At 71.0% G+C, this 26,687-nt stretch carries 23 protein-coding genes; 15 read left to right on the top strand and 8 right to left on the bottom strand.

Going from position 1 to position 26,687, the window contains the following annotated elements; translation table 11 throughout:
- The first annotated feature begins 207 nt into the window (after window positions 1-207).
- The 3 genes from LZ199_RS43915 (at window position 208) to LZ199_RS43905 (ending at window position 2,828) form a co-directional block, all read left to right on the top strand.
- Window positions 208-1,185 (top strand): NADPH:quinone oxidoreductase family protein, encoded by a 978-nt coding sequence (locus LZ199_RS43915; RefSeq protein WP_253999809.1) that lies wholly within the window; start codon window positions 208-210, stop codon window positions 1,183-1,185.
- Between the two features lie 127 nt (window positions 1,186-1,312).
- On the top strand, window positions 1,313-1,621 hold the full coding sequence (locus LZ199_RS43910; RefSeq protein WP_253999808.1) for a hypothetical protein: 309 nt from the start codon (window positions 1,313-1,315) through the stop codon (window positions 1,619-1,621).
- Window positions 1,622-1,649: 28 nt separating this feature from the next.
- Window positions 1,650-2,828: a winged helix-turn-helix domain-containing protein gene (locus LZ199_RS43905; RefSeq protein ID WP_253999807.1), complete on the top strand. Its 1,179-nt coding sequence runs from the start codon at window positions 1,650-1,652 to the stop codon at window positions 2,826-2,828.
- A gap of 22 nt (window positions 2,829-2,850) precedes the next feature.
- Here LZ199_RS43905 and LZ199_RS43900 read toward each other — a convergent pair whose 3' ends face one another.
- The gene (locus LZ199_RS43900; RefSeq protein WP_253999806.1) at window positions 2,851-3,255 is read right to left on the bottom strand and encodes a hypothetical protein; all 405 of its coding nucleotides are present in this window, start codon (window positions 3,253-3,255) and stop codon (window positions 2,851-2,853) included.
- A gap of 137 nt (window positions 3,256-3,392) precedes the next feature.
- Between LZ199_RS43900 and LZ199_RS43895 the strand changes: the two genes are divergently transcribed.
- The 8 genes from LZ199_RS43895 to LZ199_RS43860 all read left to right on the top strand — a co-directional run bounded on the left by LZ199_RS43895 (window position 3,393) and on the right by LZ199_RS43860 (window position 12,785).
- Window positions 3,393-5,015, top strand: a complete 1,623-nt coding sequence (locus LZ199_RS43895) for a right-handed parallel beta-helix repeat-containing protein (RefSeq protein ID WP_253999805.1) — start codon at window positions 3,393-3,395, stop codon at window positions 5,013-5,015.
- A 48-nt stretch (window positions 5,016-5,063) separates the two neighbouring features.
- On the top strand, window positions 5,064-6,485 hold the full coding sequence (locus tag LZ199_RS43890; protein ID WP_253999804.1) for a hypothetical protein: 1,422 nt from the start codon (window positions 5,064-5,066) through the stop codon (window positions 6,483-6,485).
- Window positions 6,486-6,518: 33 nt separating this feature from the next.
- On the top strand, window positions 6,519-7,631 hold the full coding sequence (locus tag LZ199_RS43885; protein WP_253999803.1) for an XdhC family protein: 1,113 nt from the start codon (window positions 6,519-6,521) through the stop codon (window positions 7,629-7,631).
- Window positions 7,632-7,909: 278 nt separating this feature from the next.
- Entirely contained in the window at window positions 7,910-8,527 is a 618-nt protein-coding gene (locus LZ199_RS43880) for a nucleotidyltransferase family protein (protein WP_253999802.1), read from the top strand.
- Between the two features lie 128 nt (window positions 8,528-8,655).
- Window positions 8,656-9,000, top strand: coding sequence for a hypothetical protein (locus LZ199_RS43875; RefSeq protein WP_253999801.1), 345 nt, complete (start codon window positions 8,656-8,658; stop codon window positions 8,998-9,000).
- 67 nt (window positions 9,001-9,067) lie between these two features.
- Window positions 9,068-9,643 (top strand): YqgE/AlgH family protein, encoded by a 576-nt coding sequence (locus LZ199_RS43870; RefSeq protein ID WP_253999800.1) that lies wholly within the window; start codon window positions 9,068-9,070, stop codon window positions 9,641-9,643.
- A gap of 176 nt (window positions 9,644-9,819) precedes the next feature.
- Window positions 9,820-11,082, top strand: coding sequence for a hypothetical protein (locus LZ199_RS43865; protein ID WP_253999799.1), 1,263 nt, complete (start codon window positions 9,820-9,822; stop codon window positions 11,080-11,082).
- A 218-nt stretch (window positions 11,083-11,300) separates the two neighbouring features.
- Window positions 11,301-12,785, top strand: coding sequence for a sensor histidine kinase (locus tag LZ199_RS43860; RefSeq protein WP_253999798.1), 1,485 nt, complete (start codon window positions 11,301-11,303; stop codon window positions 12,783-12,785).
- On the opposite strand, the gene LZ199_RS43855 is transcribed toward LZ199_RS43860, so the two are convergent.
- A complete protein-coding gene (locus LZ199_RS43855) occupies window positions 12,782-15,535 on the bottom strand; it encodes a winged helix-turn-helix domain-containing protein (RefSeq protein ID WP_253999797.1) in 2,754 nt (917 codons plus the stop codon). The genes LZ199_RS43860 and LZ199_RS43855 overlap by 4 nt on opposite strands.
- A 518-nt stretch (window positions 15,536-16,053) precedes the next feature.
- Between LZ199_RS43855 and LZ199_RS43850 the strand changes: the two genes are divergently transcribed.
- A complete protein-coding gene (locus LZ199_RS43850; protein WP_253999796.1) occupies window positions 16,054-16,311 on the top strand; it encodes a hypothetical protein in 258 nt (85 codons plus the stop codon).
- A 30-nt stretch (window positions 16,312-16,341) separates the two neighbouring features.
- Here the strand turns inward: LZ199_RS43850 and LZ199_RS43845 are convergent, their stop codons facing one another.
- From LZ199_RS43845 to LZ199_RS43835, 3 genes are all read right to left on the bottom strand, one after another.
- Window positions 16,342-17,226, bottom strand: coding sequence for a hypothetical protein (locus LZ199_RS43845; RefSeq protein WP_253999795.1), 885 nt, complete (start codon window positions 17,224-17,226; stop codon window positions 16,342-16,344).
- A 102-nt stretch (window positions 17,227-17,328) separates the two neighbouring features.
- Window positions 17,329-18,150, bottom strand: a complete 822-nt coding sequence (locus LZ199_RS43840; RefSeq protein ID WP_253999794.1) for a TIGR02452 family protein — start codon at window positions 18,148-18,150, stop codon at window positions 17,329-17,331.
- A gap of 156 nt (window positions 18,151-18,306) precedes the next feature.
- The gene (locus LZ199_RS43835) at window positions 18,307-19,110 is read right to left on the bottom strand and encodes a hypothetical protein (RefSeq protein WP_253999793.1); all 804 of its coding nucleotides are present in this window, start codon (window positions 19,108-19,110) and stop codon (window positions 18,307-18,309) included.
- Window positions 19,111-19,390: 280 nt separating this feature from the next.
- On the opposite strand from LZ199_RS43835, the gene gstA reads away from it, so the two are divergent.
- A complete protein-coding gene (gstA, locus tag LZ199_RS43830) occupies window positions 19,391-19,999 on the top strand; it encodes a glutathione transferase GstA (protein ID WP_253999792.1) in 609 nt (202 codons plus the stop codon).
- Window positions 19,996-20,355 carry a VOC family protein gene (locus LZ199_RS43825; protein ID WP_163870362.1) on the top strand — a complete coding sequence of 120 codons (360 nt, stop codon included), beginning with the start codon at window positions 19,996-19,998 and terminating at the stop codon, window positions 20,353-20,355. Before gstA ends, LZ199_RS43825 begins: the two co-directional genes overlap by 4 nt.
- Here LZ199_RS43825 and LZ199_RS43820 read toward each other — a convergent pair.
- The 3 genes from LZ199_RS43820 to LZ199_RS43810 are packed head-to-tail and all read right to left on the bottom strand — an operon-like array spanning window position 20,339 to window position 25,296.
- The gene (locus LZ199_RS43820; protein ID WP_253999791.1) at window positions 20,339-21,004 is read right to left on the bottom strand and encodes a TetR/AcrR family transcriptional regulator; all 666 of its coding nucleotides are present in this window, start codon (window positions 21,002-21,004) and stop codon (window positions 20,339-20,341) included. The two genes, LZ199_RS43825 and LZ199_RS43820, sit on opposite strands and share 17 nt — an antisense overlap.
- 18 nt (window positions 21,005-21,022) lie before the next feature.
- A complete protein-coding gene (locus LZ199_RS43815; RefSeq protein WP_253999790.1) occupies window positions 21,023-24,148 on the bottom strand; it encodes an efflux RND transporter permease subunit in 3,126 nt (1,041 codons plus the stop codon).
- Entirely contained in the window at window positions 24,145-25,296 is a 1,152-nt protein-coding gene (locus tag LZ199_RS43810; protein WP_253999789.1) for an efflux RND transporter periplasmic adaptor subunit, read from the bottom strand. Before LZ199_RS43810 ends, LZ199_RS43815 begins: the two co-directional genes overlap by 4 nt.
- Window positions 25,297-25,591: 295 nt before the next feature.
- On the opposite strand from LZ199_RS43810, the gene LZ199_RS43805 reads away from it, so the two are divergent.
- Window positions 25,592-26,650: a UvrB/UvrC motif-containing protein gene (locus tag LZ199_RS43805; RefSeq protein ID WP_253999788.1), complete on the top strand. Its 1,059-nt coding sequence runs from the start codon at window positions 25,592-25,594 to the stop codon at window positions 26,648-26,650.
- The last annotated feature ends 37 nt before the right edge of the window (window positions 26,651-26,687 follow it).

Raw genomic sequence — 26,687 nt, 5'->3', positions numbered from 1 at the left:
TCTCCCGGAAAGACAGTCGGGAGAGCTGGATTCGAACCAGCGACTTCAAGCACCCAGGGCGTGTAGGGCCGCACCGGCCGGACGCCGGAATCTCGCCGAAGGACGCGTGCCGCGCACGGCGCCTGACAGGGATATCCACGAGAGCGCGCTGTGTCCCTTTGCGGATGAGGTGCGGTGCGCGAGGCTCGCCCGCCGGGAGGAAGGGACATGCGCGCACTTCAGTTGCAGCGACTGGAAGGACCCGAGGGCCTCACGCTGGTGGAGGTTCCAGAGCCCGACGCAGCGGACGCGGTGCTCATCGACGTGGTGGCCGCGGGGGTGAGCTTTCCGGACCTGCTGCTCACCCGGGGGCAGTACCAGCTGAAGCCGCCGGTGCCCTTCGTGCCGGGCGTGGAGGTGGCGGGCGTGGTGCGCTCGGCGCCCGCGGGCGCGGCGGTGAAGCCGGGCGACCGGGTGATGGCGTTCAGCTTCGGGTTGGGAGGCTTCGCGGAAATCGCGGCGATTTCGCCGGACATGGTGTTCCGCATCCCCGCGCGGTGGAGCTTCGAGGCGGCGGCGGGCGTGGTGATGAACTACCACACGGCGCACTTCGCGCTGCACCGGCGCGGGCGCTTGAAGGCCGGCGAGACCGTGCTGGTGCACGGCGCGGCGGGTGGAGTGGGCACGGCGTCCGTGCAGGTGGCGCGCGGCGCGGGAGCGCGGGTGCTCGCGGTGGTGAGTGACGAGCGCAAGGCGGAGGTCGCCCGCAGGGCGGGAGCGCACGAGGTGCTGCTGTCGAGCGGGGACTGGCTCTCGCAGGTGAAGGAGAAGACAGGCGGCCTGGGCGTCAACGTGGTGTTGGACCCGGTGGGCGGCGACATCTTCGACAAGAGCCTCAAGGCGCTGGCGCCGGAGGGACGGCTGCTGGTGGTGGGCTTCGCGGGAGGCCGCATCCCCGAGGTCGCCGTGAACCGCCTGCTCCTGCGCAACATCGACGTCGTGGGCGTGGCGTGGGGCGGCTTCCTGCTTCATGAGCCGTCGCTGACGGCGACCATCGCCAAGGACCTGGAGGCGATGGCGGACCAGGGGCTCCTGGAGCCGGTGGTGGGAAGCGTCTTCCCCCTGGAGCAGGGAGCGCAGGCCCTGCGGGAGCTGGAGAGCCGGCGCGCCACGGGCAAGGTGGTGCTGCGCATGCGAGCGGGCTGAGGGCGCCTGGGTGGGCGACGGGCGGACACCGCTCGCCCACCGAGCATGCGGCCCGTCATGGCGCCGCGCCGGTTCGCTGCCGTCGTCGGGCGTCGTCCGCACGTTGCTGACAGGAGGTGTCAGCACCATGGCGGACGACCCCATCATCGACCGACAGCACCAGCGCGAGCGGGAGCAGGAGCGACAGCGGCTGCGCGAGCAGGAAGAGAAGGACCTGGCGGTGGAGGCCCGACGAGGCGCTCGTCCCCTGGAGGGCTACGCCGGAGGGCACACCACCTGGGCGAGCGCCCAGGATGACGCGGCGGCCTCCGTCGTCCACGCCCATGACGCGGAGGAGTCCTGGGAGGCCAGCCAGCGACAGGCCCGCCTGGAGCCCGAGCCCGTGGGCAGCGCCGTCGAGGAGGAGGAAGACGAGGCTCCACCCGAGCGCGACTGAGCCGGGGGCACCGGTTAACGTCCGCGCCGTGCCTTCGCCTTCGCTTCCCGCTCCCACCGTGCTGCCGCCCGACGAGGCGCGGCGCTACCTCGTCGGACAACTGGGACTCGCGCGCCCCCTGTCAGCTCCCGGGGCGCGCGGAGTTCGCGCGCTCCTCAAGTCGCTGCGCTGCATCCAGTTGGACCCGCTGGATGTCATCGGCACCAACGCGGACCTGGTGGCGCTGGCGCGCGTGGAGGGAATCACGCGCGGCGACGTGTACCGCCACCTGCTGCCGGGCCACGCCTTCGAGCACTTCGCCAAGGAGCGCTGCCTGCTGCCCGCGAGCGCCTTCCCGTACTACCGCGAGCGCGCGGCCCAGGCGCCCTGGTGGAGGCTGGAGGAGCGGCTCAAGCGCATCCCCGAGCCGGTGTTGCACGCCGTGCTGGACGAGGTGACTCAGCGAGGCCCGTCGTCCTCTCGCGAGCTGAAGGACCATGGCGCGGTGGTGCCCATCGACTGGAGCGGCTGGAAGGGCACCGCGCGCGCCACCGCCATGGCGCTGGAGGTCCTCTGGACGCGCTGCCAGGTGGTGGTGTGCGGACGCGGCCCTGGCGGCAAGGTGTACGACGTTCCCGGACGCGCCCTGCCGAAGATGGCCGAGGCCCGCGTGAAGAGCGCCTTCGAGCACTGGGCCCTGGGCGAGCGCGTGGAGGCCGCGGGCCTCTTGAGCCGCGCGAGCGGACCGCACTGGTCCATGCTGTCCGACGTGCGCACCTCCGCGCTGCCCGACACGCTGGTCGCCGAGGGCGTGCTCGAGGAAGTCACCGTGCCGGGCTCACCCCGTCGGTACCTGGCGCCCTCGGGCTTCCGGGAGCGGGAGTTCCCGGAGCCGGACACGAGGATGCGCATCCTCGGGCCCTTGGACCCGGTGCTGTGGGACAGGGGACTGGTGAGCGTCGCGTTCGGCTTCGACTACATCTGGGAGGTCTACAAGCCCGCCGCGCAGCGCCAGTGGGGCTGGTACGTGTGTCCGCTGCTCCACCGGGGCCAGCTCGTGGGACGGGTGGAGGCCCGCGTGCGCGAGGGAGTGCTCCAGGTGGACAACCTCTGGCGCGAGAAGGGCGTGAAGCTGGACGACGCGGCGTTGGACGAGGCGCTCGCGCGGCACGCGGTGGCCTGTGGCGCCCAGGCCGTTCGCCGGCCCCGGGCTCGCGTCGCGTCTTGAGAAGCGCGGCTCGGGCCCGAACTCAGGTCGGAGGCTTGGGCAGCTCGCGCTCCAGGGCGTCCGCCGCGCCCGCGTCTCGCAGCACGCCGAAGCGCTGGCGGGAGCATGACAGGAGCTGCCCCGCGTAGACGGTGTCCGAGAGGGCGCCCACGAAGTCGCCGTGCTCCGCGAGCGTCCGCGCCCGCTCGTCCATCAGGTGGGCGAGGATGCGCGCCTGCTCCGCGTGCGCGAAGAGCCGCACCACGGAGCGCGCGTCGAACAGCGTCAGCGTGTCCAGCTCCATGCCCAGCGTCGTGAGACAGGCCTCGCGCAGGCTCTGGAGGCTGGCCTCCAGGGAGCGCTCCGCCCGGTTGCGAGCGAGGTCCGGGGCCAGCCGACCGAGCTCGCGAAGGGCCTGGATGATGAAGACCTGACGCAGGTGGGGCATGCGGGGGAGAACTACACCCCGGGCCGGAGGAATCATCCAGTCCCCCTGTCCTCCTTTCCCACGCGCCGGCCCGAGTCGCCCGCCCTGCCACGACACAGGGTGGACCGCTTCCCGACAGCCGCGTCACACTCCGTGAAATGCACCGTTTCCGATGGGTCTTCCTCGTCCTGCTCCAGTCGCTCGTCGCCCAGGCCACCGAGTACCGCGTCGGCCCTGGCCAGCCCTTCGCCAGCATTGGCGCGGTGCCCTGGGAGTCGCTCCAGCCTGGTGACACCGTGTTCATCCACGCGCGCCCGACGCCCTATGCGGAGAAGTGGGTGCTGGGAGTGCGCGGCACGGCCTCCGCGCCCATCACCGTGCGCGGCGTGCGCGACGCGGCGGGCAACCTGCCGGTCATCGTCGGGGAGAACGCGACGACGCGCTCGCAGCTCAACTTCTGGAGCGAGCAGCGCGGCATCCTGAAGATTGGCGGCTCCAACACGCCCGCCGACACGGTGCCCGCCTACCTGGTGGTGGAGGACCTGCACCTGCGCCGCGCTCGAGGGTCCTTCACCGGCCGCAGCGGAGCTTCCACCTACACCACCAACGCCTCCGCCATCTTCATCGAGAAGGGCGAGCACCTCACCATTCGCGGCTGCGTCCTGGAGGACAGCGGCAACGGCCTGTTCGTCGCCAACGAGACGTCGGACCTGCTCATCGAGCGCAATCACCTCTTCGGCAACGGCAACTCCGGCAGCATCCTGGAGCACAACGCCTATACCGAGGCGCTGGGCATCACCTACCAGTTCAACCGCTTCGGGCCGCTGTGCACCGGGTGTCAGGGAAACAACCTGAAAGACCGGTCCGCCGGCACCGTCATCCGCTACAACTGGATTGAGGGCGGCAACCGGCAACTGGACCTCGTCGAGTCGGACAGCGCGACCGTCCGCGCGGCGGCGTCCTACTCGCGCACCTTCGTCTACGGCAACGTGCTGCTGGAGCCCGAGGGCGCCGGTAACCGGCAAATCGTCCACTTCGGCGGGGACAACGGGACGACGTCCACGTACCGCTCCCAGCTCTACTTCTTCCACAACACCGTCGTCTCCTCGCGCACGGACCGCACCACGCTGCTGCGGCTGTCCTCGAATGCCCAGACGGCCCACGTCACCAGCAACGTCGTCCTGGTGGCCGCGGCGGGAGGCAATACGCTGTCACTCACGGACGAGCCTGGCACGTTGCGGCATGGCGGCAACTGGTACAAGCCGGGCTATGTGTCCACCTTCGCCGGAGTTCCGGTCTCCGTCGTGGACACCGGCGGTAACCTGACTGGCACGACGCCCGGCTTCGTGGACCTCGCGGGCCAGGACTTCCACCTGGCCCAGGGCTCGCCGCTGCGCGGGGCCGCCGTGGCAGCGCCCTCGGAGGCCGCCTCCCTCCCCGTGGACTGGCAGTACGTGAAGCACGTCTCGGCCGAGTCACGCACCGTAACCCCACCGAGGCACATCGGCGCATATGGGGATTCGTCCGGTCCGGTTACCGAGACACCCGACGCGGGCAATGGCACTCCAGACGCCGGCAATGGCACTCCAGACGCGGGCGATGGCACTCCAGACACGGGCGCCCCGGACGCAGGGGCTCCTGACTCCGGGCCCGGGGAAGAGGTACCGGGGAAGACCGACGATGACGGTGGCTGCGGAGCGACGGGGAGCGGCTTCGCGGGTCCTCTCGGGCTGCTGACCATGGCGGCCCTCGCGATTCGTCGGAGGTGGGCGCGGGCTTGAGCGTGAGGGCCCCTGTACGGGAGGCCGGAGAGGCTGCGAGACTCCGCCGTGGTGGTTGACTCCTCTCCCCTCCCCTCGGCTCCTTCAGCGAAGCCCGTCCGTCGCGTCGCCAGCCGACGCGAGCAGGGCGTCGTCTTCGCGGCGTCGTTCCTGTTCCTGCTCATCATGGAGGCGCTGTTCCGCCGGTTCACGACGGACGGGCTGCGCTTCCAGGCATGGAACTCCGAGCGGATGATGCAGACGCTGTCGCTCCGGGAGCTGCGTGAGGAGCCGGTGCGCTCGCTCTGGTACCTGCACATCCAGCCTCCCCTGCTGGACGTGTTCCGCGCAGTGCTCGCCTGGGTCCACGGCTCGCTCGACGGCATGGCGCTGGTGGACGCCGTGGACCGGTGGACCTACGTCGCGTGGGCGCTCGTGTTCGCGGCGACGGTGACGCTCGTCTTCACCTGGGTGTATCGGCTGGCGGGCAGGACAGCGGCGCTCATCGGCGCGGGGGGGACGGCGCTGCACCCGGGTGCCCTCGCCTTCGCCACGTTGCTGGACAGCACCGCGGCCAGCGCGCTCGGCTTCCTGTGGTTCTGCTTCGAGCTGTGGCGACTTGAACGCGAGGACGGCTCCATCGCCCGGCTCGCGGCCGCGTCGCTCATCCTCTTCTTCGTGCGCTCCATCTTCCAGTGGCCCTTCTTCCTGCTCGTGGCCCTGTGCCTCCTGCTGAGGAGCGTCCCGTTGCGTCGCGTGGGGCGGTACCTGGCGGTGGTGGCGCTCTTCGCGGGGCCCTACGTCGCCAAGCAGCTCGTGCTGTTCGGCACGTCGATGACGTCCACCTTCGACGGGCTCAACTTCTGCCGAGCCATCGGCCAGGGCGAGCCCGACCTCGGCGGCGTGCGCCTACCTCCGCACGTGTTGCCCGCTTCGCTGCCCTCTCCTTCGAGCGCCGCCGTGCTGCGCCAGGACGAGAAGCTGGGGGGTTACTACAACTACAACCACCTGGATGCCCTGCGCTACTCGGTGGGCTTGAAGTACGTGTGTCGCCGGGCGCTGCTCGAACAACCCCTCTCCGTGACGCTGGCCTCCTTCGCGGAGAATGCGTCGCTGTATGGAGAGCCCTCCAGTCGCTACCAGCCCCATGTCCTGGTGGACCGGCTGCCGTGGCGCGAGCCGCTCGACTTCGTCTTCTCCTCGCCCCTGCTCTGGCTGCTGCTGCTCGTCACCGGGGTGCCCGCCTTGAGGAGACTCGAGGACCGGGCCGCCTGGCTCCGCGTGGCCGGGCTGGTGCTGCCCGTGCTGTTCGTCGTCACGGTGAGCGTCCTGTTCGAGAAGGGCGAGAACATGCGGTTCAAGTACTTCATCGAGCCGGTGCTCCTCGTCTTCCTCTGCGTGGAAGGTGCTCGACTCGCCGCGCGGGTGCTCGCTCGGTTCTCGACAGACTCCGTGCCGGTGAAGCCCCACGACAGCTCCGTGGTCCGCTGACGCCCGCGCCTCTGCTACGATGAGCGGCGGAACATGAAGGACCTGGACGCCATCCTCCGCGCTCGCGCGCACTCGCGAGGCCCCTGGGTACTGGCCACGGTGGTCGCCGTGTCCGGTTCGTCGTACCGAAAGCCCGGTGCCCGGATGTTGATGGGCGAGGACGGCTGGCTCGCTGGCGGCGTCAGCGGCGGGTGCCTGGAGGCCGACATCGTCCGCAAGGCGTTCTTCTGGACGAGCACCGGCCCGCGCGTGCTGCGCTACGACTCCACGGGCGAAGGCGCCGAGGACGAGGGAAGCTTCTCCTTCGCGCTCGGCTGCAATGGCGTCGTGGACGTCCTGCTGGAGCGCTGCGAGCCGGGCCCCGGGGATGCGCTCGCGTTCGCCGCCGAGGCCCGAAACCTGGGACGCCGCGCCGTGGTGGCCACCGTGTATCAGGGGCCGATCCACGCGGTGGGTGCTCGGCTGCTGCTGCGCGATGACGGGCTGGAGGTCGGGCACCTCGCGGGCCCCCTGGGTGACGCTGTTCGCGAGGCCGCTCTCGAGGCGCTGGAAGTGGGCCGCACCTGGAGCGGACCGTGCGGCGGGGCCGACGTGCTGGTGGAGGTGGTGGAGCCGCCTCATTCGCTGGTGCTCTTCGGAAGTGGCTTCGATGTGGCCCCTGTCGTGACCCAGGCCGCGGGGCTGGGATGGCAGGTGACGGTCGTCGCCGACCGTCCCACGGAGAGCTTGCGTCGTCGCTTCCCCCTGGCGCACGCGGTGGTGTCCGCGAAGGCGCGTGAGGCCGCGTCGGCCGTGCCGCTGTCTCCCCGGACGCTGGTGGTGTTGATGACGCACAGCCTGCCTCAGGACCAGGAGCTGCTGGCGAGCCTGTTGCCTCGGCCCTTGCGCTACCTGGGCGTGCTGGGGCCTCGCTCTCGCACGGACAGGTTGCTCGCGGCGCTCTCCTCTGCCCCCAGCGCGGCGATGCTGGAGAAGCTCCACGCACCGGTGGGCCTGGACCTGGGCGCGGAGGGCGCTGAGGAGATTGCCCTGTCCATCGTCGCCGAGCTCCAGGCCGTCGTCGCTGACCGCGAGGGAGGGAAGCTGCGCGAGCGAGACGCCCCCATCCACACGGCGGCGGCTCCTCCCGTGCGGAAGCTCGCGTGACAGAAGACCCGCGACCGGGCGCTTCCCACACGCGTGGCGCCGCAGCTCCTATCCCAGCAGGCACGGCCAGGCGCGAGGAGCCATCGCATCCACGGACACGCCTCGCTTCAGTCGCCGTCTCTCCAACACACACGACCGGGCGCCAGCCGCGGTCGCCGCCACGGACAGGCCTCGCTTCAGTCGCCGCAGGCATGGGGAGCGAGCAACGGGCAACGCCTGACGCCCATGACGCGGCTTCCCGCTCGGATGGCTGTGTAACCGGACAGGGCACTCCAGACGTGGGCGACCCCACCCTCACACGCACGACGGTGGGTGTGGTGTTGCTGGCCGCGGGTGGCTCCTCTCGCCTCGGGCACCCCAAGCAGCTCGTCGTCCACCAGGGAAAGACGCTGATTCGCCGAGCAGCGGAGGCAGCCGTGTCCCTCGGTGGTGGGCCCGTGGTCGTCGTCCTGGGCGCTCACCGGGAGGCCATCGCCTCGGAGCTGAACGGGCTCCCCGTTCAGCTCGTGACGCACCCCGACTGGGCGCTCGGGCCGGGTGGGTCCCTGACGACGGGACTCTCGGCGCTGCTCTCGAACTCCGCCCCCGGCGCGCCCTCGGTGGACGGCGTGCTCGTCATGCTGTGCGATCAACTCACCGTCGGGGCCGCGCACCTCGCGGCACTCGTGGCCACGTGGCGAAGCACGGGTGCCGCCATCGTCGCCTCCGCGTACGACGGAACACGTGGCGTGCCCGCCCTGTTCGCGCGCTCCGTGTTCGACGAGCTCGCGTCACTCCCTCCCGAGCAGGGCGCTCGCGGCGTGATTGCCCATGAGCCCTCGCGCGTCGTCACCGTCCCACTGCCGGGCGGCGACGAGGACGTGGACACTCCCTTGGACCTGGCCCGGCTGAAGTAACCGGTTCGAGTTCCTGGGAGAGCGCGGCGTCGCCCCGCTCTTACAGTCGCCCGCTGTTCAACCTATGCTGTCCCGTCGCGGAACGCGGAGCGTGGCTCGCGTCCGCTGTCGACGCTGGGGGAGGCTTCATGCAGAGGAAGGACAAGGAGACACTCGTCAAGGTGGGCGTGCTCGTCCCCATCGGCATCCTGCTCGCCCTGGCCACCATCGGCATCGTCATCGGACTGGCCGGGTGGCTCCTCAAGTACGGGCTCATCGCCCTCGGCATCTACGTCGTCTTCGTGCTGACGCTGCGCTGGCTGCACGGCGGCAAGAAGCAGAACGCCACGGCCGACCTGGAGCAGCTCACCGCCTCCTCGCGCGAGAAGACCGAGCGGCTCGAGGACATCGACCCCGCCGTGGCCCTCGCCCGCTTCAAGGCGGAGCATCAGGCGGAGCTCCAGCAGCCCGCCCCGCCGCCTCGCAAGCCGTGATGATGGCGGCCTCGACAACGGCGCCTCCCTCGCGTCAGCACGCCGTCATCCGCGTGAGCGCCGCGACGTGAGGACCCTGGTCCGGAGACATGGGGCGCTGTTGTGGCTCCTCGCCGCGCTGTCGATGCTCGTGCTCTTTCCCCGCCTCATCGACATGCTCAAGGCGCTGGAGCACGAGCCCGTGGAGCTGAAGCCAGGCGCGCTCCTCGTCTCCCGGCCCGGTCGCGTGTCGAGCGCCTTCGATGAGACGGTGGTGTTGCTGCTGGAGGCAGGGCCGGCGCGGAGCACCTGGGGGCTGGTCCTCAACCGCGTGCGCACCCACCAGAACCAACCTCTCCCCGAGGGCGTGGACCGCTGGGGTGGCCCGGTCAGCACCGGACACCGCACCACGCTCACGCTGGCCAGCCCACCACCCGAGGGAGCCCAGCCCCTGCTGACCGGCCTGTCCTGGTACGAGGGGAGCCGGGAGCCGCGCCTGCCCGTCGGCAGCTCGCTCACCTTCGATGGCCTGTCGGTCTGGGCCCCCGGCCAGCTCGAGGAGGAGCTCGCCCGAGGAAGCTGGTGGGTCACCGAGGCCCACGCGACGGATGTCTTCACCGCTCCGGGCTCGCTGTGGGTGGAGCACGCCGCTCGGCACCTGTAAGGGCGTGACGCACCCACGCTGAAACAGCCCCGCTGATGAGGCACATGGGCTTCATCCGGTCCGCATTCGTCGTCCTTCGAACACTGCTGCAATACGGCGGAGTCGGTACGGCTTGGGTTGGACATGCCCCGTGACTACCTCCCCAGGGCCCCACACCTGTCTCCGCCGGTGTCCCCATGCGCCTCCTTCGTTCTGCTCCCTCGTCCCGCCTCTTCTGCGTCCTGGCGCTGGCCACCGCTCTGACGTCCGCGTCGACCCAGGCCCAGCCCGCGGCCACTCCGCTGGAGGACAACCGCCGCATCACCCTGGGCTACATCGAGCTCGCCTATGCGGTGGGCGCGGTGCTGGACCCGACGCTCCAACCCGGTGGTGCCAGCGCCGTGCGGCCCAACTGGTTCACCTTCGCCCCCCATGCCTCGCAGACGGGTGGCGAGGGAATGCTCGGCACGGCCATCGCCCGGCGGGTCATCGCCGCCGCGCGCGGACAGCCCTCCTTGTCGGTGCTTCATGCGCTTCAGCGCGTGGGACTCGACGCCCAGCTCCGCGTCGCTCCGGAGCAGCTGGGGTTGGAGCTGGTGTTGCGCGGACTGCCCATCGACGTGGCCGCCTCGCTCGCCTCGCTCATCACCTCCCTCAACAGCGCGGCGCTGCTGGACGTGCGCACGCTGAGCGCCACCGCCGCGCGCTTCGCCGCGCTCTACTCGAGTGCTCCGGGCTTCTGGCCGCTCGACAAGGCGGAGAGCATCGTCGTGACGCTGGAGCGCACGCTCCACGAGGGCAACCTCGCCATCTTCAATGACATCGGCGGCTCGGGCCAGCTGTACATGGATTGGCGTCAGGGCGCGGGCGCGGTGACGCCGGAGCGCGTGCTCGCGGAGTTCACCCTGGTGGACGCGGTGCCCTCTCAGGCCTCGCAGGCCTATGTCTACGCGCTGGCGCACGCGAACGATGTCCCGCGTCCCTACCTGCTCGACCAGGTCTTCCCGGGCATGCACTACAAGAGCCTGCTGGTGGCCGCCTTCGCCCTCTACGAGAAGGCCCGCGTGGCTCCGACGGCGGCCGAGCGCGACGCGCTGGTGGCCATGGGCAACAACTACATCGCCTGGCGCGAGCAGCACGACATGGCCCAGCCTGTCTTCTCGCCCTCGGTCCAGCCGCCGGACGAGGTGTCGCGTGTCGCGCTGCTCCAGATTCTCACCCCGCTGCTGCGCACGGAGTTCGGCACGGTGGTCTGGAACTACGCCGACTATGCGTACAGCCAGCCGGACCGCGATGGAAATCCCCTGACGTCGCCGCCCACGGAGTACAACTGGGCCCTCTTCCCGGACCGGTGGAACGGCATCCTTTACGCCTTCGACCAGGCGTACCTCCAGCCCACGGGCCTGTGGGTCATGCCGACACCCATCGAGGACCCGACCGCGCTCTCAGGCGGGTCCTGAGTCGCATGTCCCGCCCTCCTCGCGGAGTCAGCCGGAAGAGGGGCCGAGGCAAAGGCCGCTGGATGGCCCGGCGTGCGGACGCAGGGCCGCGTCATGACTCTCCAACCGGAGGAGGCGACTTGACGCATTTGGAGCGTCAGGGGACGGTTCAGGTCTACATGAACTCCGCGCCGTCCCCCGTGTCCGGCCCCCCTAAAGACACCTCTCACGACACGCGAGTGTTGCCTGCCGTCGCCGCCGACGAGGCAGGGCTCTCCGCCGACGCGCGCCTGTGCGTCCTGCGCGAGATGATGAGCGAGGCGTTCCTCTCGCTCGACGCCCAGGGGCGCATTCGCGAGGTCAACGGTCGCGCCGCCGCGCTGCTGGGCCTCCCCGCCGACGAGCTCCGAGGCCAGGAGCCCTGGGTGGCGGAGCCCGCGCTGGCGGGCACCTCGCTGCACGAGCGGCTGATGGCAGCGCTCGCCACCCGCGAAGGCGGACGCTTCCTGGCGGAGCTGCCCTCGCGCACCTGGCTGGACGTGAATGTCCAGGTGGTGGGCGAGGAGACGTGGGTGCTCGCCGCCGACATCACCCGCCGCCAGCGCGCGGAGAACGAGGTGGCCCGAACCGAGGAGCGCTTCCGTCAGCTCGGCGAGCGCTTCCAGGTGGCCCTGGACTCGGCGCAGATGGCCGTCTGGGAGACGAACCTGGCCACCGGGCAGGTGTTCCGCTCGGAGGGACATGACCGGCTCTACGGCTACCCCCATCCGCTGGCGGAGTGGACCCACGAGCGCTTCATCGAATCGCTTCACCCCGACGACCGCCCCGGAGTCCAGGCGCAACTGGATGACATCTTCGCGGGCAAGATGGATTCGTACACCTCCACCTTCCGGACGTACTGGCCGGACGGGACGTGGCACTGGCTCACCAGCCGGGCCCGGGTGCTGCGCGACGCGACGGGCAAGGTGGTGGTCTTCCGGGGCGCCATCCTGGACATCACCGCGCTGAAGGAGACGGAGTCCGCGCTGCAGGAGGCGGTGCGCACGCGCGACGACTTCCTCTCGCTGGCCAGCCACGAGCTGCGCACGCCGCTGACGTCGCTGCGCCTCCAGGCCCAGCTGCTGCAACGCATGGGAGAGAACACGCCCATGGAGACGCTCGGCTCCCCCAAGGTCCAGGCGAAGCTGGGGGCCACCGAGCGGCAGCTGCGCAGGCTGAGCGCGCTGGTGGACAACCTGCTGGATGTCAGCCGCATCCGCACCGGCAAGCTGGACTTCCACCTCACCGAGGGCGACCTCGCGGCCGTCGTCGGCGACCTTGTCGCGCGCTTCAGCGACGAGGCCCGTCACATGGGCGTGCAGCTCAACGCCTCGGTGGAGGGGCCGATGATGGGCCGCTTCGACCGGCTGCGGATGGAGCAGGTGGTGAGCAACCTGTTGTCCAATGCCCTGCGCTACGGCTCCGGAAATCCGGTGCACCTCTCGCTCACGCGCTACGGCGGCACCCTGCGGCTCCAAGTCAGAGACAGCGGCCAGGGCGTCCCGGAGAAGGACCGCGAGCGCATCTTCGAGCGCTTCACCCAGGGCGACAACGCGCAGCGGACCGGGGGCATGGGGCTGGGCCTCTATATCGTCCGGCAGATTGTCGAGGCGCACGGCGGGCACATCCGCGTGGAGGACTCGCCCGGCGGTGGCGCGACCTTCGTGGTGGACCTGCCGCTCTAGCTCGCGCCGGGCTCGTCGCGCACGAAGGCGAAGCCCCGAGGCACCTCGAGCCGATAGCCCGGATCCTCGAACACGAGGCGCGCGCCGGTGCCCTCCAGCATCTCCCGCAGGTGGCGCACGTGGACGCGCAGCGCGTTGTCGTGCAGGCGTGGGTCATAGTCCGCCTCCCACATGGCCCGCACGCACGCCTCCTTCGACAGCGTGCGCCCCGGCTGCCGGGCCAGCGCGTACAGCAGGCGGCGAGGAAGCACGCGCTTCGCCAGCGAGACAGTCTGGCCTCCCGCGCGCAGCGCATGGTCCCTGGCGTCCAGCACCACGGCGTCGGACGCGGCGGCGGGTGCCTCGACGGCGAGGCGCGAGCCGTGGGACGTCACCACCCGCAGCGAGGCGAGCGTGCGCGCCAGCTCCGGAATCAGCTCCGGGTCCGCCGCGCCTTCCGATGCGGAGCGAGCCGCCGCCTCCAGCGAGCCTCGGGCCTCACCCGCACGCTCGGAGAGCCGGTGCAGCAGCGCCCGGGACAGGTGGGCCAGCGCGCGCTCCAGCGCGAAGTCCTCGCCTCGCGCCAGGGGCTCCAGTGACGCCAGCAATCCCTCGGCGCGCACGCTGTCGCCCGCCGTCGCCGCGGCCAGCGCCGCCAGGGCCCGCTGTCGCGCCGCCACGCCCGGGCGCACCTCGCGAGGCTCCACGGCGGAGGGGCGCTCCACCTGGCGCAGCACGTCCGAGGAGCGGGCCGCCTCGGCGGCGCGGGCCAGCCCCTCGGCACCGCGCGCGCGTGCGGCAGCCGCAGCCTCTTCCAGCAGCGCCAGTCCCTCCGCGCGGCGCCCCAGCTCCAGCAGCATGCGGCCCGCGCCGACGCGGGAGAGGTGGTGGATGAAGAGATAGCCCCCCTGCTCCGCCCGGCCGGCCACCTCTCGCAGTCCGGCCAGCGCGGCGCGGCGCTCTCCTCGCTCCCCGAGCACCAGCGCGGCGATGCAGTCCAGCTCCAGCGCGAGCCTCGGCGCGCCCAGCTCTCCCAGCCGCTCGCGCGCGCCATCCAGCGCGGCCTGGGCCTGCGTGAAGCGCCCCAGCCGACTGAGGATGCCCGCGGACATCGCGGCCACCAGCGGCCCGCGCGAGTTGAGCGGCGCGCCTTCCAGCAAGCTCAGACACTGGCTCAGCGGCTCCTCGAGCCCCTCGTCCCGGCCTTCAATCCAGCACATCAGCGCACGGGCATAGGCGCACCAGCCCAGCACGCGCTTGTCCTCGGACGCGGTGCCCGCGGCGTCCAGCATCTCCAGGGACTCGTCCAGCCGGCCCTGGAAGAAGCGCAGCGCGGCCCAGGCGAGCAACTGCTGGAGGAAGACCTCCGCGTCGCGCGGCATGGGCATGGCGCCCAGCGTCCGCTCGCACGCGTCCAACTCCAGCGAGAAGAGGGCCACCCGCACCAGCACCGTGCCCACCTGCTCGCTCAGCGCCGCGTCCTCTGCGTCCCCGAGCGAGGCGCGCAGCTCCAGCAGCTCCGAATAGGCCCGGCGCAAGTCCAACAGCCGCACCTGCGCCCGCGCCCTGGCCAGCCCCACGTCCGGCGTGCGCAGCGCGGGCGGCAGCGAGCCCAGCAACGCCAGCAGTTCACCGGCCGCGCCCTGCCGCACGAGCGCCTCCGCCTGCTCGACGATGAAGGTCCGGCGCTGCTCATGGCGCCCCAGGGCCTGGAGGTGTCGGCACATCGCGCGCACCCGCACCACCTCCGGCAGCGGCTCGCGCTCGAGCAGGCACAGGAGGGCCTCGTGCGCGGCGCGCGCCTCGTCGGCCGTCAGCAGCGTCTGGAATGCCTCGCGCACCAGGTCATGCACGCCGTGGCGGCCGCGCGCATCCGTCTCCACGAGGAGCCGCGCGCCCAGCCTTCGCAGCGCCTCGCCAGCGGCCTCCCCGGGCAGCACGTCGCGCAGGGCGGAGGCGGGCAGCGGCAGCTCCGACAGGGCCAGCACCGCGGCCAGGTGTCGCTCGTCTGGAGGCAGCGCGGCGAGGGCCGCCCGCACCGGCTCCTCCACGTCCGCGTCATTCGCATGCGCGCGGCGAAGCAGGAACGGCACGCCTCGCGAGCGGGCCCACGCGGCGGCGAAGCCCTCCCGGGCGCCGTACAGCGTGTCCAGCTGACGCCACAACAGCTTCGCCGCGGCCTCCGGCAATCCATCCAGCCGCAGCTCGAAGCGGTCCGGGCTCGCGGCATGGCGCGGCACCTCCTCGCGCGAGGTGGCCAGCAGCGCGCCGTGGCGCAGCCGCCCGCTGAGCCCTTCCACCAGCGCCAGCCGCTCCTCTGGCCTCAACACGTGCAGGTCATCCAGGACGAACAAGGCCCGGCGCGCCTCCAGCTCCCGCGCCAGGTCCTCCAGTCGCGAGTCGTCCGACAAGGCCTGCGCCACCGGGGCCTCGCGCAACAGGCGCCGCGCGTCGTCGACCACCGCGTCCAGTGTGTCGCCGGGGGCGATGCGGCGGTGGACGACGGGCCCTCGATGCTTCGCGGCCACGGCCGCCACCAGCGCGGACTTGCCCACGCCCGGCAGGCCATAGACGACGCCGGTGCGCACCTTTCGCAACAGCGTGCTCAGCCGCTGGAGCTCCTGCTTGCGCCCCACGAAGACGGCGGGCGGCCCCAGCCCTCGCGGCGTGACGGCCCGCGTGCCCTCCTCACGCGACACGCGGCTCGCTCTCACGGCGGTGCCCGCGGCGGGCCTGCGACGACTGCGATGGGAGGGCGTTCCGGTGGGCATGATGGACCTCGGGCCGACTCAGGAAACGCCCCCTGCCCACCGCGCTCGCTCGCCCTCACCCAAGGTGAGAAGCGTCGGATGCAGCGTCTTGGGGCTCACCGCGCGGCCAGGTCTCATGTACCCCAGCCTGACATACCCTCTGGCCGTATCCCTATGTCCGCCCGTGGACAGGTGAGGGCCCGCGCCTACGCGGAATCCACCCACCCTGTGGGCCAATGCCAGACATCGTGTGTTTCAGGGTCACTCCGATTTTTCACAATTTGTCGCCCTCCGAGAAGGAATTGGCGCGCGAAGAGAAACAACTCGAAGTGAAATCGCGCATCATTCTCCAGCTTCCCGATGGCCAGAGAGCAAGCAGCCTCACCTGGTCAGCGCGCCATTGGGTTTTCCGTCCGGAGGGCGCTCCGATGTGGATTGAGACCATCATCATGCCCCGGGAAGAGCGGGGGCCCCGAGCGGCCCCGCCCCCCCGAGACAGGCGGGCTGTCCTGCAGGCCGCGGGAGAGGAGAACCGCGCCTTGCGCAACGCGGTGACGGACTTCCTGAGCGCGCATCACCTGCTGGGTGCGGTGAAGTGGATGAGCGAGCCGGGCTTTCTTCCCCTCATCACGCTCCACTGTACGGAGCGGGCGCTGGAGAAGCTGCGCGAGGCCGCGGAGTTCGCCGTCGGATGCGCGTCACCCGTGGATGCCTATCAGCCGCTGACCCGCACGGAGCCGGAGCTGTCCACGGAGTCGGTGTCCATGGCCGCGCCCGTCTTCGCTCGCTACCCCTGAAGTCCCGGCGCCGTCTGCGGCGCCCACCCCTCACGCCTGGGCCGTCGCCGCGTCCGCCTCCAGGAGGAACGCTCCCAGCTCCAGCACGCGCTCCGCCACCCGCGCCGCATCGCTCGCGGAGGTGAAGAGCCAGGTGAGGGCCTCCTCCGAGGACTCCGCGCCAGCCATCCGCCGCACCCACTCGGGCGCGCCGTCTTCTCCAGGCGGGTGTCCTTCCTCGGCGGCGCGCAGCCAGTCACGAGCGCCCTGACGAAGCCGCTCGGCCTCGTCCGCCGTGAAGACGAGCGCCGCCGTGTCGCCATGCGCCGCCGTCCTCGGGTGCACCCGGCGCAGCGCCTGCACGAGCTGGTGGGCCACGCCCGTCAACGTGACTTCGTGGAGCTGGCTGCTCGTGTCCCCCACCTCGCCCCGGCTGCGCAGGACCAGGTTGCCCAGGAGCGCGGTGTAGTGGAAGGCCTCGCGTCCGGTCTTCTCGTCGGTGGTGAAGACGCTGGCCTCCTGGCCGAGCCACGTCTGCGTGCGCTCCGCGCCCACGAAGCGGGCCTCCCCCACCGCGACCTGGAGCGTCGCCGTGGAGACGCCGCGCGCCTCGCACACCGCTTCGGAGAGCGTACCGGTGGAGAGGAACTGGTGGTACGCCGCCAACCCCTCCAGCTGGGTGACGTCGAAGTCCACCTGCCACCCGGACCAGCGCAGGACGTCCCCCACCATGCCCGGACTCGCGGCGGCGCCCCCCACGCCGCGCGCGAAGTCCTCCAGCACCGACAGCATCCCCGTGGGGCCGACGAGGACACGAACGGTGCGAGCATCCCGCGCGCGAGAGACCCATGACAGCCCTCCCGCGGACGCGGCGACGTCCGACGCCCGCGCCACACCCACCGGCGATTCCCCCGGACCGCCCCAATCCCCTCGCATCGGCTTCCCCCTGAAGTGAACGCTTGAGGGAGTTGTCGTCCAAACCGGAGCGGAGGTGGAATTAAACCGAGTTAAATCCGCGCCGCGCCCCGGCCTTCCGCGTCAGGAGAAGTGCTCGCGGAAGGCGCGCAGGTTGGGCCCGTCTCCGCCCCGCTCGTACACGGCGAACACCACGCGCTTGAAGGCGCCGGGCAGCGCCGCCAGCGCGAGCGAGAAGGCGTGGGCCGCCTCCGCCGGCTCGTTGCGGAAGACGCCGCAGCCCCACGCGCCCAGGACGAGGACCTCGTGCTCCTGGTGCGCCGCCACTTGTAGAACCTTCAGCGCCCGCGCTCGCAAGGCGGCATGGACCTGGGGACGCGCGCGCGGGTCCACGCGGAGCGCCTGGCCGGCATTGGGCGCGGGCGCGGTGAGCACGGAGAGGCAGAAGGGCCGCTCCAACAACTCCAGCGAGTCGTCCCGGAAGAACGGCACGTCCGGCGAGTAGATGAGGTGGTCCGTGTACAGCATCGAGCGCTCGGCCCGATTCGTGTCGTAGTAGTCCCGCTGCGACATGAGGCACGGGTAGAGCGCCGAGCAACGCGCCAGGTCCTCCTCCTGCGCCTTCGCGCCACCCAGGAAGCCACCTCCGGGGTTCTTCGCGGAGGCGAAGTTGAGCGCGGCGACCCGCGTCTCGCCCTCTTCTTCCATCAGGCGCCGCGCGGCCTGTCCCGTCTTCTCGCCCGTGACTTCCAGGCGGGGCACCCGAGGCTCCGGGCTCCGCTCCGGCACGGAGAGCCGCTCGAAGTCGCCGGGGCGATACAGCACCGTCCCGCTCACGGCGCGCTCCACCAGGCTCCCCAGCGAGACGTGCCGCCCCGAGGGCGCGACATACGTCCCCTGCTCCGTGATTCGCACCGTTTGCCGCGCCAGCTCCTTCAACGACATGACCCGCTCCTGACAGACCTCCGCCGCGAGAAGACGGCGAGGCTTCGTGTCTAAACAACACGAACATTGCCAGGCGGCCCTGACATCCATCGAGAGGAAGGGGCCACGCGAGCCGCCAGCCCAGGGGAGCTCCCGGGCCGGCGGTGACGACGCGTGCTACTCGCAGCCGACGCGCTGGGTGCGGCTGACGACGAGGTTGTCGATCCACGTCTCGGAGGCGGACGGCCCCTGGGGGTGCACGAAGCCGTAGCCCACCCAGAAGTTGTTGAAGGAGCGCATGCCGATGTCGGTGAAGTCGTGGGCCAGCGCGCCGTCCACGTAGACGCGCGCGTTGCCGTGGGTGCTGGACGCGGTGGGGCGGCGCACCTCCCACTCCAGGCAGACCCAGCGGCCAGCGGACATGCCCAGGTTGACGGGCGGCCCCTGCCGGTTCCAACCCTGCCCCGAACGGGCGGACCAGTCATCGAGCGCGAAGCCCGTGTCGCGGATGACCTGAAGCTCGATGCCGCCGAAGTCCGAGTCCCTGTCGGAGAAGAGGACGAAGTAGGTGCCCATCTGCCCCTGGTCACCGGGGAAGGCCTTCATGAAGACGTGCGCGCGCACGAAGAGCTGCGTCTCGAACGCGGGGATGGTCCTCATCCATCGGGCAATCGCCTCGCCCTCGCCCTGCTTCTCGTCGATGCCGTCCTCCGTCACGACGTGCAGCGAGCGCGCGCCGGTGTGCGGCTTCGTGGTGTCCGCCTCGATGGTGGAGTGCGTGTTCCCGACGTCCCAACCCGAGGAGCCGTTCTCGAACGTCTCGCAGATGAGGGCGCCCGTGGGGCAGGACGCGGTGCCCGTGCCGCCGTCGCTCGGGTTGCCACCGGCGTCGGGCTTGTCGTCGTCATCACCGGAGCACGCCGGCATCACGCCCCACGCCAGCAACGCGACGGGCAGCAGCAGAGTGACTTTGAAACGCATAGGGTCCTTCCAGGTTCGGGCGCGAGGCCCGGCCATGTCTGACGGAGCGCCCCGGGGGCCGGGCTCGCTCTGGGGGTAAGGAGGCGTGGCGGGCTCCCCGAGCCGGCGCCGACCTCCGAGCAAAAGAACTACCACTCCGCGCACGCCCCCGGCAGCGGGGCCCCTCGGACCCAGGAGCCAGGCAACCTGCCGGGCCTGCCCTCTCGAAACGGTGGAATCCCTCCTCGGGAAGGTGCAGAACTGCGCGCCTCGAAACCCCACACGTGAGGAATCCGCTCCCATGAAGCTCTTCTACTCGTCCGGTGCCTGTTCGCTGTCCCCGCACATCGTCCTGCGTGAGGCGGGCCTGAAGTTCGACATCGAGAAGGTGGACCTGCGCTCCAAGAAGACGGAGACCGGCGCGGACTTCTTCGCCGTCAACCCCAAGGGCTATGTCCCCGCCCTCCAGTTGGACAACGGCGCGGTGCTGACGGAGGGCCCCGCCATCGTCCAGTACCTCGCGGACCAGGCGCCCGAGGCGAAGCTGGCCCCGGCCAACGGCACCCTGGAGCGCTACCAGCTCCAGGAGATGCTCAACTTCATCGGCACCGAAATCCACAAGTCCTTCAGCCCTCTCTTCAACCCGGCGTTTCCGGACGAGGGGAAGAAGATCTACAAGGACCGGCTCGCCACGCGCTTCAAGACGCTGGACGCGCTGCTCTCCAAGCAGAGCTTCCTCCTGGGTGAGCAGTTCTCCGTCGCGGACGCGTACCTCTTCACCGTGCTGAACTGGGCCAAGCCCATGCAGCTGGACATGGAGCCGTTCCCGGCGGTGCGGGCCTACCACGCGCGCGTCGGTGCTCGCCCGCACGTGCAGGCGGCGCTGGTCGCCGAAGGCCTCACGAAGTGATTCCGGCCTTCGTCAAGCTGCTCGTCTCGGACCTGACGCGCTCGCTCGCGTTCTACGAGGCGCTCGGCTTCGAGCGAACCCAGGCGGAGCCCCCCTTCGTCCGCCTCCAGTGGGCGGGCGCGGTGGACGTCTACCTCGTCGCGCCTCCAACGCAGTTGCAGCTGGAAGGCCGGCGGGGACTGGGTGTCCTCGTAGGCTTCCGCGTCGAGGGACAAAGCGGCCTGGACGAGCTGCTCCTGCGGGCGCAGGCACAGGGGGCCGTGGTGGAGGGCCCCGCCATCCAGCCGTGGCACACCCGGGAGGTCATCGTCACCGACCCGGACGGCTACCGGCTCAACTTCATCGAGCCCGCGTAGCGCCGCCTGCCTTGGAGGGCTTGCAGAGGCCCTCCAGGAGCAGGTCCGTCATCAGCACCGCGGTGCGCATGAGCGGGCGCATGTCGATCCACTTGTCCTCGGGCCCCATCACCAGGTGCAGCGCGACCAGGCCATGCAGGCCGCCCCAGAGTGCCTGGCTCACCATGTCCACGTCCTGGTGCTCGGGCTTGAAGCAGTCCGCGTCCTTCGCCTCCTGCACGGCGTGGCGGAGGAAGGCATAGGCATCCTGCTCGGGGTTGCCCTGCTCCGGGCCCTCCGCGCTGGTGGCCCCCACTTCGGCCGGGCGGCGCTCCATGAAGAGCAGGCGGTAGGTGGTGGGGTACTCCTGGGCGAAGTCGATGTACGCCCGCCCCATCTTCCGCAGGCGCTCCACCGGGTCCTTCACCTTGGCGACCTTGTTGAGCACCTCCGCGAAGCGCAGGAAGTCATGGGCGCACAGCTCCTGGATGAGCGCGGCCTTGTCCTTGAAGTGCACGTAGATGGCGGTGGCGCTGTACTCGATTTTCTCGGCGACGCGCCGCATCGTCATCGCCTCGTAGCCCTCCTGGACGTAGAGCTCGCGCGCGGCGTCCAGGATGCGCTGCCGCGTCGCCTGCTTCTCCCGCTCTCGTCGCTCCTTGATGCCCATGGTGCCTCTCGAGTGCCGCTATGCCGCGCCCCCGGCCGATGCGACGGAGCCGGGCAGAAGCGGAGACGTCGGCCCTTCACTGGCCGGTGCCTCGCCCTCCCGCTCCACCTCCGGGGCCAACAACTTGTACACCACCGGCGTCACCACCCGGGTGAGGACGGTGGAGGAAATCAGCCCGCCGATGATGACCCACGCCAGGGGGGAGTAGAGGCTGCTGTGCTCCAGCGCCAGGGGCAACAGGCCCCCCAGGGCGGTCAGCGTGGTGAGCAGGATGGGCAGGAAGCGCGTCTCGCCCGCCTGCTCGATGGCCTGGTCCACGGACAGGCCCCGCGCGCGGAGCTGATTCGTGAAGTCCACCAGGAGGATGCTGTTCTTCACCTCGATGCCCACCAGGGCGATGAAGCCGATGGAGGCGGTGAAGGACAGCGTGTTGCCGGTGAGGAACAACGCGAGGATGCCGCCCACCAACCCCAGCGGAATCACCGACGCGACGATGAGGGTGCTGCGGAACGTGCGGAACTCCAGCACCAGCACCGCCAGCACGCCGAAGGCCGCGATGATGCCGGCCGCTGACACACCGTCGAAGCTCTCCTGGCGGCTCTCCAATTCTCCCGCCGCTTCCAGGCGGTAGCCCGGCGGAGGCTTCACCTCCGCGTCCAGCCGGCGCAGCACCTCCTGGATGACGTTGTCGTTGATGTACCCGGTGGCCACGCTGGCGGAGACGGTGACGGAGCGCTCGCCGTCATGGTGGGTGATGCGGTTGGGACTGGCCTCCAGCCGCACCTGGGACACCTGCCCCAAGGGCACCTGCGCGCCGGTGATGCTGGCCACGTGTAGCCGCTCCAGCGAGCCCAGTGCCGGCCAGGTGCCGGACTCCAGCGGCATCCGGACGAGGATGGGATGGTCCTCGCCCTCCTCGTCGCGGAAGGTGCCCGCCGGCAGGCCCGCGAGCCCGAAGCGCACCGCGCGAGCCACCTCCGCCGCGGGCACGCCCAGCCGCCCCGCCTTCTCCCGGTCCACCTCCACCTGGAGGTCCGTGCGGCGCGTCTGCACCGGGTTCTTCACGTAGAGGGTGCCCGGCGTCGTCTCCAGCACCTGCTGGGTCCGCGCGGCCAGCGTGCGCAGCGTCTCCAGCTCCGGCCCCACCAGGCGCACCGCCACGGGCGCTTCGATGGGAGGCCCCTGCTCGAACTCGCGCACCTCGATGCGCGCGCCGGGGTACGCGGACAGCTCCGCGCGCAGCGCGTCCAAGAGCGCGGGCGTCGTCTCCGAGTCGTAGTCATGGAGCTGCACGAAGACCTCGCCCACGTTGGGCCGCTCCGCGCTCGGCTGCACGTTGTAGTAGACGGACGGGTGGCCTCGCCCCGCGTTGGCGGAGACGGAGACGACCTCCGGCCGGCGGCGCAGGGTGTCCTCCACGAAGCGCACGGCCCGGTCCGTCTCCGGCAGGCTGGCGCCCTCGGGCGTCTCCACCTTCACGTAGAACATGGGCGTGCCGGCCTTCGGGAAGAGACTGAAGCCCACCACCGGGACGAGCGCCAGGCTGCCCACGAAGAGCGCCGCCGCCACCACCACCGTCAGCACCGGCCGCGCCAGCGCGCGGTGCAGGAGCGGGCGGTAGCTGCGCTCGATGAAGTGGTGGAAGAAGCGCAGCACGCGGTTGCCCTCCGGGTGCTCGCCCTCCGAGAGGAAGAGGCTGGCCAGGAGCGGAATCACCGTGAGGGACACCAGCAGCGAGGCGAGGATGGTGAACACCACCGCCATGGGCAGGCTGCGGATGAACTGGCCGGACGTGCCGGGCAGGAACAGCAGCGGGACGAAGGCCAGCACCAGCGTGGCGGTGCAGCCCAGCACGGCGAGTCCAATCTGCGATGTGCCTTCAATCGCCGCCTTCACCCGGCCGTGCCCCAGGCGCAGGAAGCGGGCGATGTTCTCCACCACCACGATGCTGTCATCCACCAGCAGTCCCAGGGCGATGACGAAGCCGACGATGGAGAGCTGGTTGAGCGTGAAGCCCGCGTGGTGCAGCGCCGCGAGCCCCAGGGCCAGGGACAGGGGAATGGACACCATGACGATGAGGCTGGCCCGGAAGCCCAGGGGCAGCAGCGTCAACAACACCAGGGCGAGCGCCAGCGCGAAGTCCGCCGCGAAGCCGCCCAGCCGCCGCTCCACCTGGAGCGACTGGTCGAACCCCGTCTCCAGGCGCAGGCCCTTCGGCAGCTCCCGGGCCCACTCGCGAGCAACCTCCAGCGACGCATCCCTCACCGCGAAGACATTGCCGCCTTCCTTCTGCGTGACGCCGACGAAGACCGCGCGCTCGCCGTTGTAGCGGCCCAGGTGCACCGCGTCCTGGTCTCTAAACGACACGTCCGCCACGTCCTGCAAGCGCACCACGCCCGCCGCGCCGCCGGACACCACGGTGGCGCGCACCTGCTCCAGCGACGTGTACTCGCTGCTCGTCTTCACGTTGAAGCGCCGCGCGCCCAGGTCCACGCTGCCAGCGGGCACATTGAGGTTGGCGCCGCCGAGCGCCTGCAGCACCCGCTCCAACGACACGCCCACGCGCGCGAGTCGCTCCGGGTCCACCGACACGCGCACCTCCTGCTTCGCCGCGGCGAAGACCTCCGCCTTCTTCACGCCGGCCACGTGCTTCAGCCGGTCCGACAGGGCGTCCGCGTGCCGCTCCAGCTCCCGCGCGGAGACGTGAGGCCCCACCAGCGCCAACTGCACCACGCTCACGTTCGCCGCGCTGTATCGGATGACCTCCAGGCGCACCAGCCCCGCCGGGAGCTGGGGCCGCGTGGCGGTGACCTGCCGCAGCACCTCCGCGTGCTTGTCATCCGGGTCCGCGGATGACTCGAACTCGATGTCCACCTGCGCCAGCCCGTCCTCCATCCGGCTGCGCACCTCCTTCACGTCATCGAGCTCCTCGAAGGCGTCCTCCAGCGGGTCCACCACGAGCTGCTCCAGGTCCGCCGGGCTCGCGCCGGGGTAGACGGCGACGAGCGTGAAGCCCGGCATCGGGAAGACAGGGTCCTCCGCCCGGGGAATGGACAGCGCGCTGGAGACGCCCAGCGCGACGAGCATGGCGAACACCACCAGCGTGAGCTGCGGGTTCTTCACGGCCGCGGTGGAGAGCTTCATCGCGCCCCCACCACCGCCACCGCCTGCCCGTCCCGGAGGAAGGCCACGCCGTCCGTGACGACGTGGGCACCTACCTCGGGCCCCTCGGACAGGGCCGCGCGGCCGTCCTCGGAGGAGAGGAAGGCCACTCGCACGCGCTGGCGTCGAGCACTCCGTCCATCCGGACTCATGATGAAGACGCTGGCCACGTCACCATCCCCCTCCAGCAGGGCCTCCACGGGGATGAAGCGCACCGCCTGGCGCTCGGACGGGAGGACGCGGGCCTTGGCGGAGAGCCCCGACAGCAGGCGCGGCGGGAGCTCGGCGACACCGCGCTCGTCGGCGCCAGCCACACGGACTGGTGGCACCGTCGGCGGGCGCAGCTCCAGCTCGACTTCCGCCGTACCGAGGCCCGGCGTGGCGGCGCTGGCAATCTCACTGACGCGCGCGGGGAACGTCCGGCCGGGGTAGGCGTCGAGTTCGACCTCCGCCGCGTCACCTTCCTGCACGCGCACGACCTCGCGGTCCGTCAGGCCCACGCGGACCACCCAGCCGCCGTCCTCGCTCGCGAACTGGAACAGCGCCTGTCCCGGGGACACCACCTCGCCGGGCTCCACCATCCGCCGGAGGATGCGTCCGTTGGAGGGCGCCACGAGCGTGGCCTGACGCTGATTGAAGGCAGCGGCGCTCCAGGCGGCGTCAGCGACCTCGAAAGCCGTGGTGGCGTCCTGCAGCTGCGCGCGCGTGGCCACCTGGGCTTCGTGGAGCTGCTTCGCGCGCTCCAAATCTCTCGACGCCTTGTCCCTCGCCTCGCGCGCCTGGGCCACCTGCGGGCCAATCTCCGACGGGTCCAACGCGGCCAGCACCTGCCCCCGCTTCACCGACCGACCTTCGTCCACCGCGACCTGCCTGACGATGCCCCCCAGCTTGAAGGACAGCCGCAGCTCCTGCTTCGCGGCGAGCACCCCGCTGGCGCGCACGGGCCGCACGACGTCCTCCGCCACGACGGGCGCGGAGCGCACCTGGACGGGCGCCTCACGGGCGACGGGAGGACCGGAGGCCGCGGTGGCCGGACGTGAGCACCCCACCAGGGACAGCAGGCCCACGAGGAGCACGAGGAAGCCGCTCACCCACGCGGCGGAGAGGGTCAACGACGGGACACGCACCATGGCGGCGACTCCTTCCCGCCCCTGTCCGGGCGGGAGCCCCCAGCCTCCGGACGAGGGTGGGATTACATGGGCACATGGCTTAACGCCGTTAACCAAACGAGAAAAGGTGCTTCACATAACTTCATCAACCGACAACAGGTGGCCCTCCCTCGCCCGCCTGGGTTGAGGCGCGTGGCAGGCCCGTCAGCTCCCCGGACAGGCTCCGCCGCCAGGCGAGGCCCGCACGCATCGGGCTCGCGCCCGGGTGTACGGTGAGCCGTCCTCTGGCCCGCATGGGTCGCGCCACCGCTTCACGATGTCCTCCCGCGTCGCCTCACTCCTCGACCACGTCCGCGCGCATGCGGAGAACCGGCCCGGCATCTACCGGATGCTGGGGCCCTCGGGCGAAGTGCTCTACGTGGGCAAGTCCGTGCGGGTGCGCTCGCGGCTGCTCTCCTACTTTCGCGCGGAGCCCGGCGACAAGGCGGCGGACATCATCGCCCACGCGCATCAGGTGGAGTGGGAGCACACGCCCAGCGAGTTCGCCGCGCTGCTGCGCGAGCTGCGCCTCATCAAGTTCCACCGCCCGCTCTACAACGTGGAGCACAAGAGAGACAGGGGCCACTGCTTCCTGCACCTCACCAAGGAGGCCGTGCCCCGCCTGCACGTCGTGGGGCGCGTCACCGGCGCGAGCGGCGACTACTACGGCCCCTTCCAGGGACAGGGCGCCGTCTCCGACGTGGTGCGCGCGGTGAATGACTTGCTCGAGCTGCGGGACTGCGCGGCGGACACGCCCATGCGCCTGGCCAACCAGGGGCAGCTCTTCCCGCTGAAGCAGGAGCCCCTGTGCATGCGAGGCCAGCTCTCCCGCTGCCTCGCGCCCTGCGCCGGCGGCTGCACCCATGAGGAGTACGACGCCCGCATCGCCCAGGCCCGCGCCTTCCTGGAGGGCACCTCCGACGTTCCCCTCACCCTGCTGCACGAGCGCATGGCCCTGGCCGCCCGACGCCTCCAGTTCGAGTACGCGGCGGAGCTGAGGGACCGCGCGGAGCGCCTGAAGAACCTCCGCGAGTGGATGGTCTCCCTGGGCCGGACGATGAAGCGGCTGTCCTTCGTGTACACGGTGCCGGGCCACGCCGGAGAGGACCGCGTCTACGTGCTGCGTCGGGGCAGCGTGCGCGACGAGCGAGCCGCGCCGCGCACGCCCGAGGAGCGCGAGGCCCTGGAGGCTCGCGCCCGCGAAATCTTCGAGCGCCCGGAGCCCGAGACGCTCGGCCTGCGCGCCCACGAGGCCCAGGAGGTGATGCTCATCGCCCGCTGGTTCCACCTCCACCCCGAGCAGCTGGAGCAGGCCTCGCCAGCGCCTCCCGCGTGAGCCGCGCGCACGCGCCGACTCGTATGTCCGCGTAGGA

It is taken from the genome of Myxococcus qinghaiensis (assembly GCF_024198215.1).
Taxonomy (GTDB): domain Bacteria; phylum Myxococcota; class Myxococcia; order Myxococcales; family Myxococcaceae; genus Myxococcus; species Myxococcus qinghaiensis.
This window is presented reverse-complemented; position numbering and strand designations above follow the sequence as displayed.

Excerpts from the sequence above, each read along its gene's own strand:
- LZ199_RS43805 (WP_253999788.1), top strand. The coding sequence starts at position 25,592 with ATGTCCTCCCGCGTCGCCTCACTCCTCGACCACGTCCGCGCGCATGCG.
- LZ199_RS43835 (WP_253999793.1), bottom strand. The coding sequence starts at position 19,110 with ATGCGTTTCAAAGTCACTCTGCTGCTGCCCGTCGCGTTGCTGGCGTGG.
- LZ199_RS43845 (WP_253999795.1), bottom strand. The coding sequence starts at position 17,226 with ATGCGAGGGGATTGGGGCGGTCCGGGGGAATCGCCGGTGGGTGTGGCG.
- LZ199_RS43840 (WP_253999794.1), bottom strand. The coding sequence starts at position 18,150 with ATGTCGTTGAAGGAGCTGGCGCGGCAAACGGTGCGAATCACGGAGCAG.
- gstA (WP_253999792.1), top strand. The coding sequence starts at position 19,391 with ATGAAGCTCTTCTACTCGTCCGGTGCCTGTTCGCTGTCCCCGCACATC.
- LZ199_RS43900 (WP_253999806.1), bottom strand. The coding sequence starts at position 3,255 with ATGCCCCACCTGCGTCAGGTCTTCATCATCCAGGCCCTTCGCGAGCTC.
- LZ199_RS43885 (WP_253999803.1), top strand. The coding sequence starts at position 6,519 with ATGAAGGACCTGGACGCCATCCTCCGCGCTCGCGCGCACTCGCGAGGC.
- LZ199_RS43820 (WP_253999791.1), bottom strand. The coding sequence starts at position 21,004 with ATGGGCATCAAGGAGCGACGAGAGCGGGAGAAGCAGGCGACGCGGCAG.
- LZ199_RS43915 (WP_253999809.1), top strand. The coding sequence starts at position 208 with ATGCGCGCACTTCAGTTGCAGCGACTGGAAGGACCCGAGGGCCTCACG.
- LZ199_RS43815 (WP_253999790.1), bottom strand. The coding sequence starts at position 24,148 with ATGAAGCTCTCCACCGCGGCCGTGAAGAACCCGCAGCTCACGCTGGTG.
- LZ199_RS43865 (WP_253999799.1), top strand. The coding sequence starts at position 9,820 with ATGCGCCTCCTTCGTTCTGCTCCCTCGTCCCGCCTCTTCTGCGTCCTG.
- LZ199_RS43875 (WP_253999801.1), top strand. The coding sequence starts at position 8,656 with ATGCAGAGGAAGGACAAGGAGACACTCGTCAAGGTGGGCGTGCTCGTC.
- LZ199_RS43895 (WP_253999805.1), top strand. The coding sequence starts at position 3,393 with ATGCACCGTTTCCGATGGGTCTTCCTCGTCCTGCTCCAGTCGCTCGTC.
- LZ199_RS43910 (WP_253999808.1), top strand. The coding sequence starts at position 1,313 with ATGGCGGACGACCCCATCATCGACCGACAGCACCAGCGCGAGCGGGAG.
- LZ199_RS43855 (WP_253999797.1), bottom strand. The coding sequence starts at position 15,535 with ATGCCCACCGGAACGCCCTCCCATCGCAGTCGTCGCAGGCCCGCCGCG.
- LZ199_RS43810 (WP_253999789.1), bottom strand. The coding sequence starts at position 25,296 with ATGGTGCGTGTCCCGTCGTTGACCCTCTCCGCCGCGTGGGTGAGCGGC.